Source organism: Streptomyces sp. DSM 106670, assembly GCF_055792845.1.
In genome coordinates this window covers 6,705,563-6,724,239 of sequence record NZ_CM147704.1, presented here as the reverse complement: position 1 = coordinate 6,724,239, position 18,677 = coordinate 6,705,563, and the positions used below count along the sequence as shown (strand labels likewise).

Genomic DNA, 18,677 nt, shown 5'->3' with positions numbered 1-18,677 from the left:
CCGGTACGACCGGTCGTTCAGCGCGCGGTCTGCTCGTGGACGTATCCCACGAGGCGGGTCAGCGCGTCCGGGTCCATGGTCGGCATGACGCCGTGGCCCAGGTTGAAGATGTGGCCCTCCAGACCGGCGGCGGCGTCCAGCACCTCGCGGGTCTTCTCCTCGACGGCCGGGGTCGGCGCGTACAGCACGGCCGGGTCGAGGTTGCCCTGGAGCGCCTTGCCGGGGCCGACGCGGCGGGCGGCCTCGTCCAGCGGGACCCGCCAGTCGACGCCGACGACGTCCGCGCCGGCCTCGCCCATCAGGCCCAGCAGCTCGCCGGTGCCGACGCCGAAGTGGATCCGGGGGACGCCGTAGGGGGCGACGGCGTCGAAGACCTTCGCGGAGGCGGGCAGCACCGCGCGGCGGTAGTCGGCGGGGGCCAGCGCGCCGACCCAGGAGTCGAAGAGCTGGACGGCGGAGGCGCCGGCCTCGATCTGCACCTTGAGGAAGGCGCCGGTGATCTCCGCGAGCCGGTCCACGAGGTCGGCCCAGAGCTGCGGGTCGCCGTACATCATGGCCTTGGTGCGCTCGTGGTTGCGCGAGGGGCCGCCCTCGACGAGGTAGCTGGCCAGCGTGAACGGGGCCCCGGCGAAGCCGATGAGCGGGGTGGCGCCCAGCTCGGCGGTGAGCATCCCGATGGCCTCGGTGACGTACGGGACGTCCTCGGGGGTGAGGTCGCGCAGCCGGGCGAGGTCGGCGCGGGTGCGGATCGGCTCGGCGATGACGGGTCCGACGCCGGGCTTGATGTCGAGGTCGATGCCGATGGCCTTCAGGGGCACGACGATGTCGCTGAAGTAGATCGCGGCGTCGACCTTGTGGCGGCGTACGGGCTGCAGGGTGATCTCGGTGACCAGCTCCGGCATCATGCAGGAGTCGAGCATCGCGATGCCTTCGCGGACCTTCAGGTACTCGGGCAGCGAGCGCCCCGCCTGGCGCATGAACCAGACCGGCGTGTGCGGGACGGGTTCGCGGCGGCAGGCCTTGAGGAACGCCGAGTCGTGGGTGGCGTGGCGGACCGCGTCGAGGCTGGCGGAGGTCGTCGTCTGCTGGCCCGAAGGGCTGTCGTTGGCACTCACGCACAGAATCTTCGCACGCGTGCCGAAGGAGCCCGGCCCCGCACGGGTGTCTCTCCCTGCGCGAGGCCCGCCTTCCGCCTACTCTTCCCCGCATGGCTCCGGCTCAGGGACAATTTTCCGATCATTCCGACGGCGTTGAAAGCAAGGAACGCGCGGAGGAGGGCCCGCCCGTGCCTCCCGCGTTCCTGGCGGCGGTCGACGGGCTGCGCTCCGCGCGCCTCCGACCGGAGCTGGAGGTGGAGGCGACCAGGCCGCCCCAGCGCCTCGCGCCGCACGCGTACGCCCTGGAGGCGGCGGTGGTGGACGGCGAGGACGACCTCGCCGACGGCAGGCTGGTGCTGCTGCACGATCCGGCGGGGCACGACGCCTGGCAGGGCACGTTCCGGCTGGTGACGCTGGTACGGGCGGAGCTGGAGCCGGAGATGGCGGCGGACCCGCTGCTGCCGGAGGTGTGCTGGTCCTGGCTGACGGGTGCGCTGGAGGCGCGGGGTCTGGCGTACGGGGAGGCCGGCGGGACGGTGACACGCGCCGGATCGCACTACTTCGGTGCGCTCTCCGCGCGCCGTCCGGCGACACAGATCGAGATCCGCGCCTCGTGGACGCCCAGGGAGTGGCGCGGTGGGATCCCGGACACGGCGTCACACCTGATGGCCTGGGGAGATCTGCTGTGCCAGATCGCGGGGCTGCCGCCGTCCGATCTGTCGGACGCGGCGGTGGTGACGCTGCCGCAGCGGCGTGGGCCGCAGGTTTCGTAACACTCCGTCACCCGTTTCGCACAAGTGCCGACTCTCTTTTCGTACAATCGATCGCACGTCCTATTTGCCCGAATTGTTACTCACCAAATCGTGATCTTCCCCTAAAGGAGGACGGGTCCGCTGCCGAAGAGGTCAATGACCCTTCAAGCACGGTTCGCCCCCGGCTTCATCCCCCGAGCCGGCCCGTCCCGCCACTCCCCCCAGGAGGCCTGGTGTCCGTTCTCCTTGAGCAGCCCGCAAGCCTGGTCGCCTACCGCCCGAACAAGCCGACGGCCATGGTCGTCGTGGCCGACCCGCGCGTCCGTTCCACCGTCACCCGCCATCTGTGGGCCCTCGGAGTACGTGACGTCATCGAGGCGTCGTCCATCGCGGAGGCACGTCCCCGCGTCGGCAACCCGCGCGACATCTGCATTGCCGACGTCCACCTGCCCGACGGTTCCGGGCTGACCCTGCTGTCCGAGACCCGCGCCGCAGGCTGGCCCAACGGTCTCGCCCTCTCCGCCGCCGACGACATCGGCGCCGTCCGCAACGCCCTCGCGGGCGGTGTGAAGGGCTATGTCGTCACCGGCACCCGAACCAACATCGGCCACCCCACCCGCCCCGGCGTCGCCCCCATCGGCGCCAACGCGGCCCGTATGCACCGCAGGCCTCCCGGTTCCCCGAGCCACCCGGGCGGCTACCGCGAACTGTCCGGACGTGAGGTGGAGGTGCTCCGCCTGGTCGCCGAAGGCCAGTCCAACAAGGCCATCGGCGTCTCGATGGGCCTCTCCGCCCTGACCGTCAAGTCCCACCTCGCCCGCATCGCCCGCAAGCTGGGCACCGGAGACCGGGCCGGCATGGTCGCGGTCGCCCTGCGGACGGGCATCATCCACTGACCGCACCCCGCCGGGACGTGCACCGATGCGCCTCCGGCTGGAATACGTGCATGGCCGCCCGTCGACGGAACGTTCCGTCGACGGGCTCCGTGCATACACAGATACCCTTGACACGTGACCGACGCCCAAGAGACCGCAGCAGACACTTCACTGCGAACCACCGGGGGCGCTCCCCCGGACGACGTCGCCCCGGCGCCGATCCCCTTGCTCGAACCTCGCGAGGGCATTCCCCCGGTGGTGACGTCCGACGACGCCCTGGCCCGGGTGATCGCCGCCTTCGCCGCGGGCACCGGCCCGGTGGCCGTCGACGCCGAGCGCGCCTCGGGCTACCGCTACGGCCAGCGCGCCTACCTCGTACAGCTGCGCCGCGACGGCGCGGGCAGCGCCCTGGTCGACCCGGTCGGCTGCCCCGACCTCTCCGGCCTGGGCTCCGCGCTCAACGGCACCGAGTGGATCCTGCACGCCGCCACCCAGGACCTGCCGTGCCTGCGGGACATAGGCATGACCCCCACCTCGCTGTTCGACACCGAGCTGGCCGGACGGCTCGCGGGCTTCCCGCGCGTCGGCCTCGGCGCGATGGTGGAGAACGTCCTCGGGTACGCCCTGGAGAAGGGCCACTCCGCGGTCGACTGGTCCACCCGCCCGCTGCCCGAGCCCTGGCTGCGCTACGCCGCGCTCGATGTGGAGCTGCTGATCGACCTCCGCGACGAGCTGGAGGAGGAGCTGGAGCGGCAGGGCAAGCTGGAGTGGGCGCGCGAGGAGTTCGACGCCATCGCCGCCGCGCCGCCCGCGCCGCCCCGCAAGGACCCCTGGCGCCGGACCTCGGGCATGCACAAGGTGCGCCGCCGCCGTCAGATGGCCGTCGTCCGGGAGCTGTGGACCACCCGTGACCAGGTCGCCCAGCGCCGCGACGTCTCGCCGGGCAAGGTGCTCGGCGACGCCGCGATCGTCGAGGCCGCGCTCGCGCTGCCGAACGATGTGCAGGCCCTGACCGCGCTGCCGGGATTCGGCCACCGCATGGGCCGCCGTCAGCTGGAGCAGTGGCAGGCGGCCGTGGACCGGGCCAGGGCGCTGCCCGAGTCGGAGCTGCCGCAGCCCGGTCAGCAGCCGGCCGGACCGCCGCCGCCGCGCTCCTGGGCCGACAAGGACCCGGCCGCCGCCGCCCGGCTCTCGGCCGCCCGCACCGCCGTCTCCGAGCTGGCCGAACGCCTTCGCATGCCCCAGGAGAACCTGATCACCCCGGACACCGTGCGCCGGGTCTGCTGGGAGCCGCCGAAGAACCCGACCCCGGGCGCCGTCGAGGACACCCTCGCCGGGTACGGGGCGCGGAACTGGCAGATCCAGCAGGTCGCCCCGCTCCTGGTCCGGGCGCTGAACGCCGGCGACTGACCCCCGGGAGGGGCGGACACGGGGGGCGGCCATGGGGACCACGACGTACGGCGATTGGATACGCGACTTCGAGGCGGCGCGCCGCGATCGGGGCGAGCGGGGCGATCCGGACTGGAGTACCGGCGTCCCGCCGCACCCCGCGATCCGGCGCAGTGTGCAGCGCTTCCAGGTCGGCGAGGACGGCGACGGGGCCGAGCTGATCACCAAAGCGGAGGCGGCCGGTGACGCGGAGTACGCGTCGGCGGTGCGGATGTTCGTCGCGGAGGAGCGAAATCACGCCAGGTTGTTGGCGCTCCTGCTCGCCTCGGGCGGCGCGCCGGTGATCGCCGCGCACTGGAGCGACCGGATCTTCGTGGCGCTGCGCCGGGCGCTGGGGCTCCGCCTCGAACTGCTGGTCCTGATGATCGCGGAGGTGGTCGCGCTGCGGTACTACCGGGCGCTGCGGGACGGGGCCGCCGATGCGCTGACGCGGGAGGTGGCGGGGCGGATCCTGGCCGACGAGGAGCGGCATGTGCCCTTCCACTGCCACCGGCTGCGCCGGGCGCTGCGCCCGCTGCCGCCGCCGGTGCGGGTCCTGGTGACTTCCGGGTGGCGGGCCGGTCTGGCGGCGGCCGCGCTGGTGGTGGCGGTGGACCACGGACCGGCGCTGCGGCGGCTGGGCGTGGGCCGGTTCCGGTTCGCCCGTGAGGTGGTCCGGTCCTCGGGACCGATCGCGGCGACGATGCGGTGAGGGATGTGACCTTCGACGCTCCGGCCGTGGGGGGTGGGCAGTCTGGTTACCCGCAAGTAGCATGATGGCAGGCGGTGCGCCCCCGTGGCGTGCCCCGCAGCAGTGCCATCCCGCACCCTGGAGGAGAGCCACCGTGCCTCGTACCATCCGGGACGTCGTCTTCGTCGACGGCGTCCGCACCCCGTTCGGCAAAGCGGGCCCGAAGGGCATCTACCACGAGACCCGCGCCGACGACCTCGTCGTGAAGGCCATCCGGGAGCTGCTGCGCCGCAACCCGGACCTGGACCCCAAGAAGATCGACGAGGTCGCCATCGCCGCGACCACGCAGATCGGGGACCAGGGCCTGACGCTCGGCCGTACCGCCGGAATCCTGGCCGGTCTGCCGCAGTCCGTCCCGGGCTACTCGATCGACCGCATGTGCGCGGGCGCGCTGACCGCCGTCACCTCGACGGCCGGTTCCATCGCCTTCGGCGCGTACGACGTCGTCGTGGCCGGTGGCGTCGAGCACATGGGCCGCCACCCGATGGGCGAGGGCGTCGACCCGAACCCGCGCTTCGTGTCGGAGAAGCTGGTCGACGAGTCCGCTCTGTTCATGGGCATGACGGCGGAGAACCTGCACGACCGCTACCCCACGATCACCAAGGAGCGCGCCGACGCCTACGCGGTGCGTTCGCAGGAGAAGGCCGCCAAGGCGTACGCCAACGGCAAGATCCAGCAGGACCTGGTGCCGGTATCGGTGCGCCGCACCAACGCCGAAGCCGGTGAGACGGGCTGGGGCCTGGTCACCGCCGACGAGCCGATGCGTCCGGGCACCACCATGGAGTCCCTCGCGGGCCTCAAGACCCCCTTCCGCGCCCACGGCCGCGTGACGGCCGGTAACGCCGCGGGTCTCAACGACGGCGCCACCGCCTCGCTGCTCGCCGCCGAGGACGTCGCCAACGAGCTGGGCCTCCCGGTCAAGATGCGCCTGGTCTCCTACGCCTTCGCGGGCGTCGAGCCGGAGGTCATGGGCTACGGCCCGATCCCGGCGACGGAGAAGGCGCTGGCCCAGGCCGGTCTGTCCATCGAGGACATCGGTCTCTTCGAGATCAACGAGGCCTTCGCCGTTCAGGTGCTCGCCTTCCTGGAGCACTACGGCATCGCCGACGACGACGCCCGCGTCAACCAGTACGGCGGCGCCATCGCGTACGGCCACCCGCTGGCCTCCTCCGGTGTCCGGCTCATGACGCAGCTGGCCCGGCAGTTCGAGGAGCAGCCCGAGGTCCGCTACGGCCTGACGACGATGTGCGTCGGCTTCGGCATGGGCGCCACGGTCGTCTGGGAGAACCCGCACTTCAACGCTGACGGAGGCAACAAGTGAGCTCCACCACTGAGCTTCTGAAGGGTGCGGCCGAGCTGTTCCCCGGCGAGGTCGTCACCCAGGCGCACGTACGTCACCTGGACCTGCCGTTCGGCGCGGGACGGTTCGCGCTCATCACGCTGGACAACGGCCTGGACCACACCAAGCCGACCACCTTCGGACCGCAGTCGCTGGCGAACCTGAACGCCGCCATCGACCAGGTCGAGAAGGAGGCCGCCGAGGGCGCTGTCACCGGTGTCGGCATCACCGGCAAGCCGTTCATCTTCGCGGTCGGCGCCGACCTCAAGGGCGTCGAGCTGCTGAGCCGTCACGAGGACGCGCTGGCCATCGGCAAGGGCGGCCACGACGTCTTCCGCCGCCTCTCCGGTCTCGCGGTCCCGACGTTCGCGTACTACAACGGCGCGGCCATGGGCGGCGGTGTCGAGGTCGGTCTGCACTGCACCTACCGCACCGTCTCCAAGGCGCTGCCGGCGTTCTCGCTGCCCGAGGTCTTCCTCGGTCTGGTCCCCGGCTGGGGCGGCTGCGCGCTGCTCCCGAACCTGATCGGCGCGGACCGCGCGGTCTCGGTGATCATCGAGAACTCGCTGAACCAGAACCGTCAGCTCAAGGGCAAGCAGGTCTTCGAACTCGGCATCGCGGACGCGCTGTTCGAGGGTGCGGACTTCCTGGAGCAGTCGCTCGTGTGGACCGCGAACGTGCTCAAGGGCACGGTCGCCGTCGAGCGCGCCGAGGTCGACCGCGGTGACGCCTGGGACGCGGCCGTCGCGCGTGGCCGGGCCATCGCCGACTCCAAGGTGCACGGCGCGGCCCCGGCCGCGTACCGCGCGCTGGACATCATCGCGGCGGCGAAGGACGGCGACCTGTCCGCCGGCTTCGACGCCGAGGACCAGGCGCTCGCGGACCTGATCATGGGCGGCGAGCTGCGCAGCGGCATCTACGCCTTCAACCTGGTCCAGAAGCGCGCCAAGCGCCCGGCCGGCGCCCCGGACAAGAGCCTGGCCCGCCCGGTCACCAAGGTCGGCGTCGTCGGCGCGGGTCTGATGGCCTCGCAGCTGGCGCTGCTGTTCCTGCGCCGCCTGGAGGTCCCGGTCGTCCTCACGGACATCGACCAGGAGCGCGTCGACAAGGGTGTGGGCTACGTCCACGCCGAGATCGAGAAGCTGCTCGGCAAGGGCCGCATCAACCAGGACAAGGCCAACCGCCTCAAGGGCCTGGTCTCCGGTGTCCTCGACAAGGCCGAGGGCTTCGCGGACGCGGACTTCATCATCGAGGCCGTCTTCGAGGAGATCGGCGTCAAGCAGCAGGTGTTCGCGGAGGTCGAGGCGGTCGCCCCGGCGCACGCGATCCTCGCCACCAACACCTCCTCGCTGTCGGTGACCGAGATGGCGTCGAAGCTGAAGAACCCCGAGCGGGTCGTCGGCTTCCACTTCTTCAACCCGGTCGCGATCCTGCCGCTGCTGGAGATCGTGCGCGGCGAGCAGACCGACGACGCCTCACTGGCCACGGCGTTCGGTGTGGCCCGCAAGCTGAAGAAGACCGCGGTGCTGGTGAAGGACGCCCCGGCGTTCGTCGTCAACCGCATCCTCACCCGCTTCATGGGCGAGATCCAGAACGTCATCGACGAGGGCACCCCGGTCGAGGTCGCGGAGAAGGCCGTCGAGCCGCTCGGCCTGCCGATGTCCCCGCTGGTGCTCCTGGAGCTGGTCGGCCCGGCCATCGGCCTGCATGTCTCCGAGACCCTGAACCGCGCCTTCCCGGAGCGCTTCACCGTCTCCGAGAACCTGGCCGCGGTCGTGAAGGCGGGCAAGCGCGGCTTCTACGTCTACGACTCCGGCGCGCCGGTCCTCGACCCCGAGGTCGCAGCGCTCCTCAAGCAGGGCGACACCGTCCTCACCGAGGAGCAGACCCGCGACCGCGTGCTCGACGCGGTGGCGCAGGAGATCGGTCTGATGCTGGACGAGGGCGTCGTCGCCGAGGCCCAGGACATCGACCTGTGCCTGATCACCGGTGCGGGCTGGCCCTTCCACCTGGGCGGCATCACGCCGTACCTGGACCGTGAGGGCGTCTCCCAGCGGGTGAACGGCAAGCCGTTCCTCGCGCAGGGCGTGGCGAGCGTTCCGGCGTAACCACTCCGCTCGGAACCAACGCGGTCGGGCCGTACGGGACTTGCTCCTGTACGGCCCGAGCGCGTATCCAGCCGGACCGGCCGGCATCCGGACACCCATTCCCGCAGACAACTGTTCTATAGTGCTCGGTCAGTCGAACATTCACGGACCGGTCACACCCCCCACCCGAGTCCCCACACACTCCGCTGCCCTCCCGGGCGATGAGACCTGAGGACTCGACACGATGAGCATCGACGAGACGACACCGGCACCGGGCCCCCGCGCCTCCCGACGCCTGGCCAAGCCCCGCAAGCGCCGCCGCGGCCTCAAGATCACCCTCGGTGTCCTGTGCGTCCTGCTGCTCGCCACCGGCGGTACCGCCTACTGGCTCTACAGCCGGCTCGACGGGAACATCAAGGGCGTCGACATCGAGAAGGCGCTCGGCGAGGACCGCCCGGAGAAGCTGCCCACCAGCGGGCAGAACCTGCTGGTCCTCGGCTCGGACTCACGGGCCGGGGCGGAGAACAGGGAGCTGGGCGGCGGCGGGGCCGTCAGCGGCGCCCGCTCCGACACCGCGCTGGTGGTGCACATACCCGAGGGCCGGTCGAAGGCCGTCGCCGTCTCCATCCCGCGCGACACCCTGGTGACCCGGCCCGCGTGCGCCGGCGACGACGGATCCACCGTGTCCGCCGAGAAGCGCGTCATGTTCAACTCCGTCTACGCGCAGGTCGGCCCGGCCTGTGTGGTGAAGACGGTGGAGAAGATGTCCGGCGTCCGGATCGACCACTATCTGGAGATCAATTTCGCCGGGTTCAAGGACCTGGTCGACGCCATCGGCGGCGTCACCGTCGACGTACCGCAGGACATCCACGACAAGGCGTCGGGGCTGAACCTCACCGCCGGTCCGCAGAGGCTGGACGGCACCGAGTCCCTCGCGTACGTCCGCACCCGGCACGGCATCGGCGACGGCAGCGACCTCGGCCGCATCGGACTCCAGCAGCAGTTCCTGCTGGCCCTGCTGAGCGAGGTCAAGTCGCAGGACCTGCTGGGCAGTCCGGCGAGCTCCTACAGAATCGCCGACTCGGCCACCAAGGCGCTCACCACCGACTCCGGGCTCGCCTCGCTCACCTCGCTGGCGGAGTTCGCCCGCTCCATGAACGGCGTCGACCCGGGCTCGATGGAGACGATCATGCTGCCGGTGGCGTACGACACGATCGACCCGAACCGCGTGATCGCGGCCGAGCCGCAGGCCGGTCGGCTGTGGAAGGCGATCCGCGAGGACGGCACGATCCCCGAGGAGGCCAAGAAGTCCCCCGCCACCGGCGGCTGACGGTCCGTCGGGACCCGCTCGCCGTGACACCCTGCCGGAATGAGCGACGACGGCAGGGCGCTGGTGATCGTGGACGGGGCCAATGTTGTCGGTTCCGTGCCCGACGGATGGTGGCGGGACCGGCACGGGGCTGCCGTACGCCTGCGGGACGCGCTGGCCCCGTACGCGACGGCCGGGCTGCCCGGGGTGCCCGGCCCCGTCGAGCTGGTGCTCGTCGTCGAGGGGGCCGCCCGGGGCGTCGCCTCCGTGGCCGGGGTCCGGGTCGAGTCGGCTCCCGGCAGCGGCGACGACCTGATCGCCGAGTTGGCGGCCGGGGCCGCCCCGGACCGCGACCGCGTCGTCGTCACCGCCGACCGCGGGCTGCGGCAGCGGGTCGAGGCGTACGGGGCCCGGTGCGTCGGACCCCGTACGGTACGGCCCTGACCCGGCGGGACGACCGCTAGCGGCCCCGCTTGCCCAGCAGGCTGTGGGAGCGCCCGTACACGAAGTAGATGACCACCCCGAGAACCATCCAGGCGCCGAAGCGCACCCAGGTCTCCACCGGCAGGTTGAGCATCAGCCAGACCGAGGCGGCCACCGAGACGATCGGGAGCACCGGCACCCACGGGGTACGGAACGCGCGGGGCAGGTCCGGCTGGGTGCGGCGCAGGACCAGGACACCGAGGGCGACGACGACGAACGCGAAGAGCGTGCCGATGTTCACCAGGGTGGCCAGTTCCTCGATGCTCGTGAACCCGGCGATGATCGCGATCAGCACGCCGAGCAGGATCGTCGGGCGGTAGGGCGTGCGGAAGCGCGGGTGGGTCTTGGAGAAGAAGCGCGGCAGCAGCCCGTCGCGGCTCATCGCGAAGAAGACCCGGGTCTGGCCGAGCAGCAGGATCATGCAGACCGTGGTGAGACCGACCGCCGCGCCGAAGCTGATCAGCCCGGCGTAGAAGGGGTGCCCGGTGGCCTTGAAGGCGTCGGCGAGCGGGGCGCTGACGGAGAGTTCGCTGTAGTGCTGCATACCGGTGACCACGAGCGAGACCGCCACATAGAGCACTGTGCAGATGACCAGCGAGCCGAGGATGCCGCGCGGCATGTCGCGCTGGGGCAGCTTGGTCTCCTCGGCTGCGGTGGCCACCACGTCGAAGCCGATGAAGGCGAAGAAGACGATGGAGGCGGCGGTGAAGATGCCCATGATGCCGAAGTTCGTGGGTTCGTAGCCGAACATCAGCTGCACGAGCGGCGCGTCCCAGCCCGAGCCGGCGGGCTGCTTCTCGGCCGGCGGGATGAAGGGCTTGTAGTTCTCGGCCTTGATGAAGAACAGCCCCGCGATGATCACCATGAGGACCACCGCGACCTTGATCGCCACCACGACCGAGGTGACCCGGGCGGACAGCTTCATGCCGACGACCAGGATGGCGGTCAGCACCAGCACCAGGGCGAAGGCCAGGATGTCGAAGCCGAATCCTTCCGCCACGTCCGGACCCGAGAGCACCTCGGGCATCGTCCAGTCGACGTTGTCCATCAGTGAGCGGACGTAGCCGGACCAGCCGACCGCGACGACCGCGGTGCCCAGCGCGAACTCCAGCACCAGGTCCCAGCCGATGATCCAGGCCACCAGTTCGCCGAGCGCGGCGTACGCGAAGGTGTACGCGGAGCCGGCCACCGGGACGGTGGAGGCGAATTCGGCGTAGCAGAGCGCGGCGAGCGCGCACACGACGCCCGCCACGGCGAACGCGATGGCGGTGGCGGGGCCCGCCGTCTCCTTGGCGACCTGGCCGGTGAGGACGAAGATGCCGGTGCCGATGATGACGCCGACGCCGAAGACCGTCAGGTCCAGGGCGGAGAGGGACTTCTTGAGCGCGTGTTCCGGCTCCTCGGTGTCCTGGATCGACTGTTCGACGGACTTGGTGCGGAACATGCCGTTTCCGCGGGGTGGTGTGACCTGCGCGCTCACCTGCGTTACCTCCACGCATTCGTTGTGAACGCCATGATTCGGACCGGTTCGGCGCGGGATCGCGCCATCCGGCCCGTTTCACGCGAATGGGCCGGGAGAACCACCCGTACAGGGGCGGTTCGCCCGGCCCATCCGGCCGTACGAAGGCGAGCGCGTCAGTCGCGGGCGGGCTCGACCGCGCGGCTCTCGAAGCGGCCGTCGAGCTTGGCGACCAGTCCGGTGACCTGCCGGGCGATGTCCGGTGCGGTCAGTCCGATCTCGGCCATGACCTCGCCGCGCGAGGCGTGGTCGAGGAAGACCGGCGGGATGCCGAAGTCGCGCAGCGGTACGTCGACCCCGGCGTCGCGCAGGGCCTGGGCGACGGCCGAGCCGACACCGCCGGCGCGGCTGTTGTCCTCGACCGTGACGACGACCCGGTGGCGCTCGGCGAGCGGGGCGAGCGCCTCGTCGACGGGCTTGACCCAGCGCGGGTCGACGACGGTGGTGGAGATGCCCTGGGCGTCCAGCAGGTCGGCGATCTCCAGGCACATCGGGGCGAGCGCGCCGACGGAGACGACCAGGACGTCCGGGCGGGCGGCCTTCGGCCGGCGCAGGATGTCCATGCCGCCGGCCTTGCCGACCGCCTTGACGGCGGGGCCGACCGCTCCCTTGGAGAAGCGGACCACCGTCGGCGCGTCGTCGACGGCGACGGCCTCGCGCAGCTGGGCGCGGACCTGGTCGGCGTCGCGCGGGGCGGCGATCCGGAGGCCGGGCACGCACTGCAGGATCGACATGTCCCACATGCCGTTGTGGGAGGCGCCGTCCGTGCCGGTGATGCCGGCCCGGTCCAGGACGAAGGTGACGCCGCACTTGTGCAGGGCGACGTCCATCAGGACCTGGTCGAAGGCGCGGTTGAGGAAGGTGGCGTAGACCGCGAAGACCGGGTGGAGTCCGCCGGTGGCGAGGCCCGCCGCGGAGACCGCGCCGTGCTGCTCGGCGATGCCGACGTCGTAGATCCGGTCCGGGAAGGCCTCCTCGAACTTGCCGAGGCCGACGGGCTGGAGCATGGCCGCGGTGATCGCGACGATGTCCTCGCGCTCCTGGCCGAGCTTGAGCATCTCCTCGCCGAACACGGAGGTCCAGTCGAGGCCGGAGGTGGAGATCGGCAGGCCGGTGTCCGGGTGGATCTTGCCGACCGCGTGGAAGCGGTCCGCCTCGTCCTCCAGCGCCGGGGTGTAGCCGCGGCCCTTCTCGGTGAGGCAGTGCACGATGACCGGGCCGCCGAAGCGTTTGGCGCGCTGGAGCGCGGATTCCAGGGCCTCGATGTCGTGGCCGTCGATCGGGCCGACGTACTTCAGGCCGAGGTCCTCGAACATGCCCTGCGGGGCGATGAAGTCCTTGAGGCCCTTCTTGGCGCCGTGCAGGGTCTCGTACAGCGGGCGGCCGACGACGGGCGTGCGCTCCAGGATGTCCTTGCCGCGGGCCAGGAACCGTTCGTAGCCGTCGGTCGTACGGAGCGTGGCGAGGTGGTTGGCCAGGCCGCCGATGGTCGGGGCGTAGGAGCGCTCGTTGTCGTTGACGACGATGACGAGCGGGCGGTCCTTGGCGGCGGCGATGTTGTTCAGCGCCTCCCAGGCCATACCGCCGGTGAGCGCGCCGTCCCCGATGACCGCGACGACGTGGTCGTCCTTCTTCAGGACCTCGTTCGCCTTGGCGAGGCCGTCGGCCCAGCCGAGGACGCCGGAGGCGTGGCTGTTCTCGATGACGTCGTGGTCGGACTCCGCGCGGGAGGGGTAGCCGGAGAGGCCGCCCTTGCTCTTGAGGCGGGAGAAGTCCTGGCGGCCGGTGAGGAGCTTGTGGACGTAGGCCTGGTGGCCGGTGTCCCAGAGCACCCGGTCCCGGGGCGACTCGAAGACCCGGTGCAGGGCGATGGTGAGCTCGACGACGCCCAGGTTGGGGCCGAGGTGTCCACCGGTCTTGGACACCGCGTCCACGAGGAAGGTGCGGATCTCCTCCGCGAGCTGGTCCAGCTCACCGAGGCTGAGCCGGTCCAGGTCGCGCGGTCCCTTGATGCGGGTCAGCAGATCCACCCGTGCCTCCTTGCGTTTGAGCTGATCGAGCGTGCCGATCCGATGAGTCTAATGTTCCACCGCCGGACGTGGGCAGCGGGAGCCTGTGTTCGAATGCCGCCGTCCGGGCACGCGCAGGTGCCCGGCACCCCCGTGGGGTACCGGGCACCTGCGCGGTTCCGCGGTCAGGCGCGGCCCGCGGTCTTCTGGGTCTTACGGGTGACGGAGTCGATGACGACCGTGGCGAGCAGCACGGCGCCGGTGACCATGTACTGGATCGGCGTGGCGATGCCCTCCAGCGACAGTCCGTACTGGATGGAGACGATGACCATGACACCGAGCAGCGCGTTCCAGGTGCGGCCGCGGCCGCCGAACAGGCTGGTGCCGCCGATGACGGCCGCCGCGATGACGTTCATCAGGAGGTCGCCGGTGCCGGAGCCCTGGTTGGCCGCCGCGATCTTGGAGGCCCAGAACAGGCCGCCGATCGCCGCGAAGGTCCCCGCGATGGAGAAGACGGAGATGCGGATCGCGGTGACGTTGATACCGGCGCGCCGGGAGGCCTCGACGCTGCCGCCGAGCGCGAAGATCTTCCGCCCGTAGGCCGTACGGCGGAGCAGGAAGTCCGTGCCGACCAGGACGATCAGGAAGAGGACCAGGGCGAGCGGCAGGCCGCGGTACTGGTTGAACATGTACGCGGCGGCGAAGGCGAACACCGCGAGGACGACGGTGCGCACCACGATGTCGGCGATCGGGCGGGCCGGGATGCCGGCCGCCTCGCGGCGGCGGGTGTCCAGGAAGGCCGCGGCGAAGTAGCCGATGACCGCGATGGCGGCGAGCCCGTAGGCGGCGGCGACATCGGTGAAGTAGTACGTGGTCAGCTGGCCGACCACGCCTTCGCCGTCCAGGTTGATCGTGCCGGAGTCGCCGAGCAGCTGGAGCATGAAGCCGAGCCAGAACAGCAGGCCGGCCAGGGTGACGGCGAAGGCGGGCGCCCCGATCCGGGCGAAGAAGAAGCCGTGGATCGCGCCCATCACCGCACCGCTGACGATGGCGACGAGGATCGCCAGCCATTCGTTCAGGCCCTGGGTGACGCTGAGCACCGCGACGAGGGCGCCGGAGACACCGGAGACGGAGCCGACCGAGAGGTCGATCTCGCCGAGCAGCAGGACGAAGATGATGCCCACGGCCATCATGCCGGTGGCGACCATGGTGACCGCGATGTCGCTGATGTTCTTCGCGGAGAGGAACTCGGAGTTCATGCTCTGGAAGACGATGGCGATGATCGCGAGGCCGACGACCACCGGGATCGAGCCCAGGTCACCGCCGCTGATCTTGCGCTTGAACTCGGTGAGGTATCCGGCGAAGCCCTGCTCGCGGATGAGCAGCCGGGGGTCGACGACCGTGGCGGCGCCCTCGGCCGCGTCCGGGTTGCCGACCGGCGGCGTGTCCGCGACGGCCGTGCCCTTGTCCAGCGAGGTGCTGTTCTCGTCCACCGGGTTGGTGGTCTCGTCGGTGGTCACTTGGAAACCTCCGCGTTGCGCGCCGCACGTCGGGTCACGGCGTTGTCCGTGGCGCCCGTGATGGCGGAGATGATCTCTTCCTGGGAGGTGGTCTTCACATCGAAGACACCGTTGTTCCGGCCCAGCCGGAGCACGGCGACCTTGTCGGCGACGGCCTTCACATCGGCCATGTTGTGGCTGATGAGGATGACCGCGTGACCGCGCTCGCGCAGCCGCTCGACGAGGTCGAGGACCTGGGCGGTCTGCTCGACGCCGAGGGCGGCGGTCGGCTCGTCGAGGATGACGAGCTTGGGCTCGCCGAGCATCGACCGGGCGATGGCCACGGTCTGGCGCTGGCCGCCGGAGAGCGAGGCGATCGGGATGCGGACGCTCGGGATGCGGATGGAGAGCGTGGAGAGCAGCTCGCGGGAGCGGCGCTCCATCTCGACCTCGTTGAGGACGCCGAACCTGCGCAGCTCGCGGCCGAGGTAGAGGTTGCCGACGACATCGATGTTGTCGCACAGCGCGAGGTCCTGATAGACGGTCGCGACGCCGAGGTTCTGGGCGTCGTGCGGCTTGTCGATCTGCACGGCCCTGCCCTCCCACTCGATGACACCGTCATCGATGGGGTGCACTCCGGCGATCGTCTTGACCAGCGTTGATTTACCGGCGCCGTTGTCGCCCACCAGGGCGACCACCTCGCCGGCGTGGACCTCAAGCTCTACATCGGTGAGTACCTGTACGGCACCGAAGCGCTTGGAGACCCCTCGCAACGCCAACACGGGCGTAGCGGACACATGAACCATCTCCTTCGCCGCCTGACCGGCGGGGATGCCGCGCCCGGGGGAAGGCGCGGCGGTGTCGAGCAAAGAGAACAGATGAGGTGTGAGCGTTCCGTCCGGCGCCCCGCCCGGTAGCGGGACGGTTGGTGTGCGGGGCGCCGGACAGGCTTCGTGCGCGCGCGGGCCGGGGTGCGGCGCTCGCGTACGCGGGCGGTGGGGCCGCTCATGCCCTCCGCGCGGGCGCGGTGGGCGTTGCGGCGGGTGGGACCCGGCGGCTCGGGGGCGGGCCGGGTCCCGGGGGCCTACTTCAGACCGATCTTGTCGCAGGCGGCCTTGTACTTGGCCGTGCAGATCTCGTCCAGCGTCCAGATGCCGTCCTTGATGACGGTGTCCTGGATGTTGTCCTTGGTCAGCGAGACGACCGGGACGAGGACCGTCGGGACGCCCTTCGTGGTGGCGCTGTCGACCTTGGAGGTGGCGATGGAGTCGAGCTTCTCGCCCTTGGCGAGGGCGACGGCCATCTCCGCGGCGACGATGCCCTCGGCGGGGTAGGACTTGTAGACGCTCATGAACTGCTCACCGGAGACGATGCGCTGCACACCCGCCAGCTCGGCGTCCTGGCCGGTGACCGGCGGGAGCGGCGAGAGGCCGGCGCCCTTGAGGGCGGTGATGATGCCACCCGCCATGCCGTCGTTGGCGGAGTAGACGCCGTCGATCTTGTCCTTGCCGAGCGCGGTGATCGCCGCTTCCATGTTGGCGTTGGCGTTCTCCGGCTTCCACTCCTTGGTGTCGTACTCCTTGCCGTACTTCACCTTGCCGTCGAGGACGGACTTGGCGCCCTTCTTGAAGAGCGCGGCGTTCGGGTCGGTGATCGCGCCGTTCATCATCACGATCGTGCCGCCGTCGGCCTTGTCGCCCAGGGCCTCCAGCAGGGCGGTGCCCTGGGCCCGGCCGACCTCTTCGTTGTCGAAGGAGGTGTAGGCGTCGATGGGGCCCTCGGCGAGGCGGTCGAAGGCGACGACGGGGATGCCGGCGTCCTTGGCCTTCTTGACGCTGTTGGCGATCGCCTTGGAGTCGACCGAGCCCAGGATGAGGGCGTCGACCTTGTTGGTGATCATGGTGTCGACCTGCTGAGCCTGCGTGTTCGCATCCTGCTTGGCGTTGGCGTAGGTGACCTTCGCCTTGCCGTCGGTGAGCTCGTCGATCTTCTTCTCGATGATCGGCCGGTCGAACTTCTCGTAACGGGCCGTCTGGTTCTCGGGGAGGAGCAGACCTATCTTCAGGTCGTTGCCCTTCTTCTCCGAGCCCTGTTCGGCCTTGTCGCCGGACTCCTTGGCGCTCCCGCAAGCGGCCAGCGAGATCGCCATCGTGGTGGCGGCAACGGCAACGGCGGCACGACGCATACGCGTGTTCATTCTCGAACCTCCCTGACGAGGCCGCGACGTTGCGGCCGAGGTGGCTGGAAGTCAACTCGGCCGCAGCGTCAGCGTCAAGGAGTAAATCCTTAACGAGATGACAACGGTGCCATTCGTTATCTAAGTGAAGGCAGGAGTCGCTGCGGGGAGGGTGCTCTCCAAAAGGGTTGAATCCCCCATCTCGCTGAGCACCAGGGCGAGGGCGCCCAGCACTTCGGCACGGCCGCCGAGCGCGCCGGGGAGCACCGAGAGCTGCCGGGCGGCGCTGGGGATCGCGTAACGCGACACGGAGTCCCGTATGGGCCCCAGGACCAGCTCCCCGGCCTCCGCCAGCGAGCCGCCGAGCACGACGCGGCTGGGGTTGAGCAGATTGCACAGGTTGGCCACGCCGCTGCCTATGTGGCGGCCCACGTCGCCGATCACCCGGCGGCAGCCCGGATCGCCCTCCCGGGCCAGCTGGACCACCCGCTCCATGGTGAGCCCGGGGCCGTGGCTGGGCTGGAGCAGCGGCAGGACGTACCGGGCGGCGGTGAAGGTCTCCAGGCAGCCGCGGTTGCCGCAGCGGCAGACCGGGCCCGACTCGTCGAGGGTGATGTGCCCGATCTCGCCGGCCGTGCCGCCCGGGCCCCGGTAGATGGTCCCGTCGATCACCAGACCGGCGCCGACGCCGCTGGCCACCTTGATGTACGCGAGGTCCTTGACGCCCCGCCCGCTGCCCCAGACCAGCTCGCCGAGCGCTCCGAGGTTGGCGTCGTTGTCGACGTACACGGGCACGCCGAGGCGGCCGGAGAGCTCCTCGCTGGGGTTGATGCCCGTCCAGCCCGGCAGGATCGAGGTGGAGCCCAGCGTGCCGGACTCGACGTCGATCGGGCCCGGCACGCCGAGCCCGATGCCGATCACCTTGTCCGGGCCGATCCCGGTGGCCTCGATCAGCCGCTTGACCAGGACTTCCGCCCGGTCGAAGCCCTCCGCGGACGAGGCGTCGACGTCCAGCGGCTCGGACTCCTCGGCGAGCACCTGGTGGGCGAGGTTGCCGACGGCGACGCGCAGATGCGTATGGCCGAAGTCGACGCCGATGACGATGCCCGCGTCGCCGCTGAGCGAGACGCTGCGGGCCCGGCGGCCGCCCGCGGAGGTGGGTGTGACCTCGACCGTCCCGCCGTCCTTCAGTTCGCGGACGATATTGGAGACCGTGGCTGCGGAGAGCCCGGTGCTCCGGGCGATCTCCGCCTGGGTGAGCGATCCCGCCATCCGTACGGCGCGTACGACCCGCTCCAGATTGGCCCTGTGCAGCGATGTCTGCGACCCGGGAGTCTCCATCGACTCATCCAC

15 protein-coding genes are annotated in these 18,677 nt (G+C 70.7%); 8 read left to right on the top strand and 7 right to left on the bottom strand.

Features of this window, described 5'->3' with window-relative positions; all coding sequences use genetic code 11:
* Nucleotides 1-17: 17 nt before the first annotated feature.
* Nucleotides 18-1,115 carry a uroporphyrinogen decarboxylase gene (hemE, locus tag ACSMXR_RS29750; RefSeq protein ID WP_103510295.1) on the bottom strand — a complete coding sequence of 366 codons (1,098 nt, stop codon included), beginning with the start codon at nucleotides 1,113-1,115 and terminating at the stop codon, nucleotides 18-20.
* Between the two features lie 92 nt (nucleotides 1,116-1,207).
* Here hemE and ACSMXR_RS29745 point away from each other — a divergent pair, with 92 nt between their 5' ends.
* The 8 genes from ACSMXR_RS29745 to ACSMXR_RS29710 all read left to right on the top strand — a co-directional run bounded on the left by ACSMXR_RS29745 (nucleotide 1,208) and on the right by ACSMXR_RS29710 (nucleotide 10,082).
* Nucleotides 1,208-1,870, top strand: coding sequence for a DUF3000 domain-containing protein (locus ACSMXR_RS29745; RefSeq protein ID WP_137230514.1), 663 nt, complete (start codon nucleotides 1,208-1,210; stop codon nucleotides 1,868-1,870).
* A gap of 212 nt (nucleotides 1,871-2,082) precedes the next feature.
* Nucleotides 2,083-2,745, top strand: a complete 663-nt coding sequence (locus tag ACSMXR_RS29740; protein ID WP_003965521.1) for a response regulator transcription factor — start codon at nucleotides 2,083-2,085, stop codon at nucleotides 2,743-2,745.
* A gap of 114 nt (nucleotides 2,746-2,859) precedes the next feature.
* Nucleotides 2,860-4,134 carry an HRDC domain-containing protein gene (locus tag ACSMXR_RS29735; RefSeq protein ID WP_137230512.1) on the top strand — a complete coding sequence of 425 codons (1,275 nt, stop codon included), beginning with the start codon at nucleotides 2,860-2,862 and terminating at the stop codon, nucleotides 4,132-4,134.
* 31 nt (nucleotides 4,135-4,165) lie between these two features.
* Nucleotides 4,166-4,864 carry a ferritin-like domain-containing protein gene (locus ACSMXR_RS29730; protein WP_473170292.1) on the top strand — a complete coding sequence of 233 codons (699 nt, stop codon included), beginning with the start codon at nucleotides 4,166-4,168 and terminating at the stop codon, nucleotides 4,862-4,864.
* 133 nt (nucleotides 4,865-4,997) lie between these two features.
* The gene (locus ACSMXR_RS29725; RefSeq protein WP_003965524.1) at nucleotides 4,998-6,224 is read left to right on the top strand and encodes a thiolase family protein; all 1,227 of its coding nucleotides are present in this window, start codon (nucleotides 4,998-5,000) and stop codon (nucleotides 6,222-6,224) included.
* Nucleotides 6,221-8,350, top strand: a complete 2,130-nt coding sequence (locus ACSMXR_RS29720) for a 3-hydroxyacyl-CoA dehydrogenase NAD-binding domain-containing protein (RefSeq protein WP_364882380.1) — start codon at nucleotides 6,221-6,223, stop codon at nucleotides 8,348-8,350. Before ACSMXR_RS29725 ends, ACSMXR_RS29720 begins: the two co-directional genes overlap by 4 nt.
* 223 nt (nucleotides 8,351-8,573) lie before the next feature.
* Nucleotides 8,574-9,659 carry an LCP family protein gene (locus tag ACSMXR_RS29715; protein WP_473170291.1) on the top strand — a complete coding sequence of 362 codons (1,086 nt, stop codon included), beginning with the start codon at nucleotides 8,574-8,576 and terminating at the stop codon, nucleotides 9,657-9,659.
* A 39-nt stretch (nucleotides 9,660-9,698) separates the two neighbouring features.
* Nucleotides 9,699-10,082 (top strand): NYN domain-containing protein, encoded by a 384-nt coding sequence (locus ACSMXR_RS29710; RefSeq protein ID WP_137230505.1) that lies wholly within the window; start codon nucleotides 9,699-9,701, stop codon nucleotides 10,080-10,082.
* Between the two features lie 16 nt (nucleotides 10,083-10,098).
* Here the strand turns inward: ACSMXR_RS29710 and ACSMXR_RS29705 are convergent, their stop codons facing one another.
* The 6 genes from ACSMXR_RS29705 to ACSMXR_RS29680 form a co-directional block, all read right to left on the bottom strand.
* On the bottom strand, nucleotides 10,099-11,565 hold the full coding sequence (locus tag ACSMXR_RS29705; protein WP_137230754.1) for an amino acid permease: 1,467 nt from the start codon (nucleotides 11,563-11,565) through the stop codon (nucleotides 10,099-10,101).
* A gap of 191 nt (nucleotides 11,566-11,756) precedes the next feature.
* Nucleotides 11,757-13,670 (bottom strand): 1-deoxy-D-xylulose-5-phosphate synthase, encoded by a 1,914-nt coding sequence (gene dxs / locus ACSMXR_RS29700; protein WP_030079747.1) that lies wholly within the window; start codon nucleotides 13,668-13,670, stop codon nucleotides 11,757-11,759.
* A 164-nt stretch (nucleotides 13,671-13,834) separates the two neighbouring features.
* A complete protein-coding gene (locus tag ACSMXR_RS29695) occupies nucleotides 13,835-15,169 on the bottom strand; it encodes a sugar ABC transporter permease (RefSeq protein ID WP_170994454.1) in 1,335 nt (444 codons plus the stop codon).
* Complete coding sequence (locus ACSMXR_RS29690) at nucleotides 15,166-15,954, bottom strand: ATP-binding cassette domain-containing protein (protein ID WP_030079750.1); 789 nt, start codon at nucleotides 15,952-15,954, stop codon at nucleotides 15,166-15,168. The genes ACSMXR_RS29695 and ACSMXR_RS29690 overlap by 4 nt, the downstream gene beginning before the upstream one ends.
* Nucleotides 15,955-16,232: 278 nt before the next feature.
* Nucleotides 16,233-17,345, bottom strand: coding sequence for a sugar ABC transporter substrate-binding protein (locus ACSMXR_RS29685; protein WP_473170290.1), 1,113 nt, complete (start codon nucleotides 17,343-17,345; stop codon nucleotides 16,233-16,235).
* Nucleotides 17,346-17,465: 120 nt separating this feature from the next.
* Nucleotides 17,466-18,665 (bottom strand): ROK family transcriptional regulator, encoded by a 1,200-nt coding sequence (locus ACSMXR_RS29680; protein ID WP_030079755.1) that lies wholly within the window; start codon nucleotides 18,663-18,665, stop codon nucleotides 17,466-17,468.
* Between the last annotated feature and the right edge of the window lie 12 nt (nucleotides 18,666-18,677).

Coding starts and splice junctions, on each gene's coding strand:
- ACSMXR_RS29705 (WP_137230754.1), bottom strand. CDS start 11,565: ATGTTCCGCACCAAGTCCGTCGAACAGTCGATCCAGGACACCGAGGAG.
- ACSMXR_RS29745 (WP_137230514.1), top strand. CDS start 1,208: ATGGCTCCGGCTCAGGGACAATTTTCCGATCATTCCGACGGCGTTGAA.
- ACSMXR_RS29690 (WP_030079750.1), bottom strand. CDS start 15,954: ATGGTTCATGTGTCCGCTACGCCCGTGTTGGCGTTGCGAGGGGTCTCC.
- ACSMXR_RS29680 (WP_030079755.1), bottom strand. CDS start 18,665: ATGGAGACTCCCGGGTCGCAGACATCGCTGCACAGGGCCAATCTGGAG.
- ACSMXR_RS29730 (WP_473170292.1), top strand. CDS start 4,166: ATGGGGACCACGACGTACGGCGATTGGATACGCGACTTCGAGGCGGCG.
- ACSMXR_RS29710 (WP_137230505.1), top strand. CDS start 9,699: ATGAGCGACGACGGCAGGGCGCTGGTGATCGTGGACGGGGCCAATGTT.
- ACSMXR_RS29685 (WP_473170290.1), bottom strand. CDS start 17,345: ATGAACACGCGTATGCGTCGTGCCGCCGTTGCCGTTGCCGCCACCACG.
- ACSMXR_RS29715 (WP_473170291.1), top strand. CDS start 8,574: ATGAGCATCGACGAGACGACACCGGCACCGGGCCCCCGCGCCTCCCGA.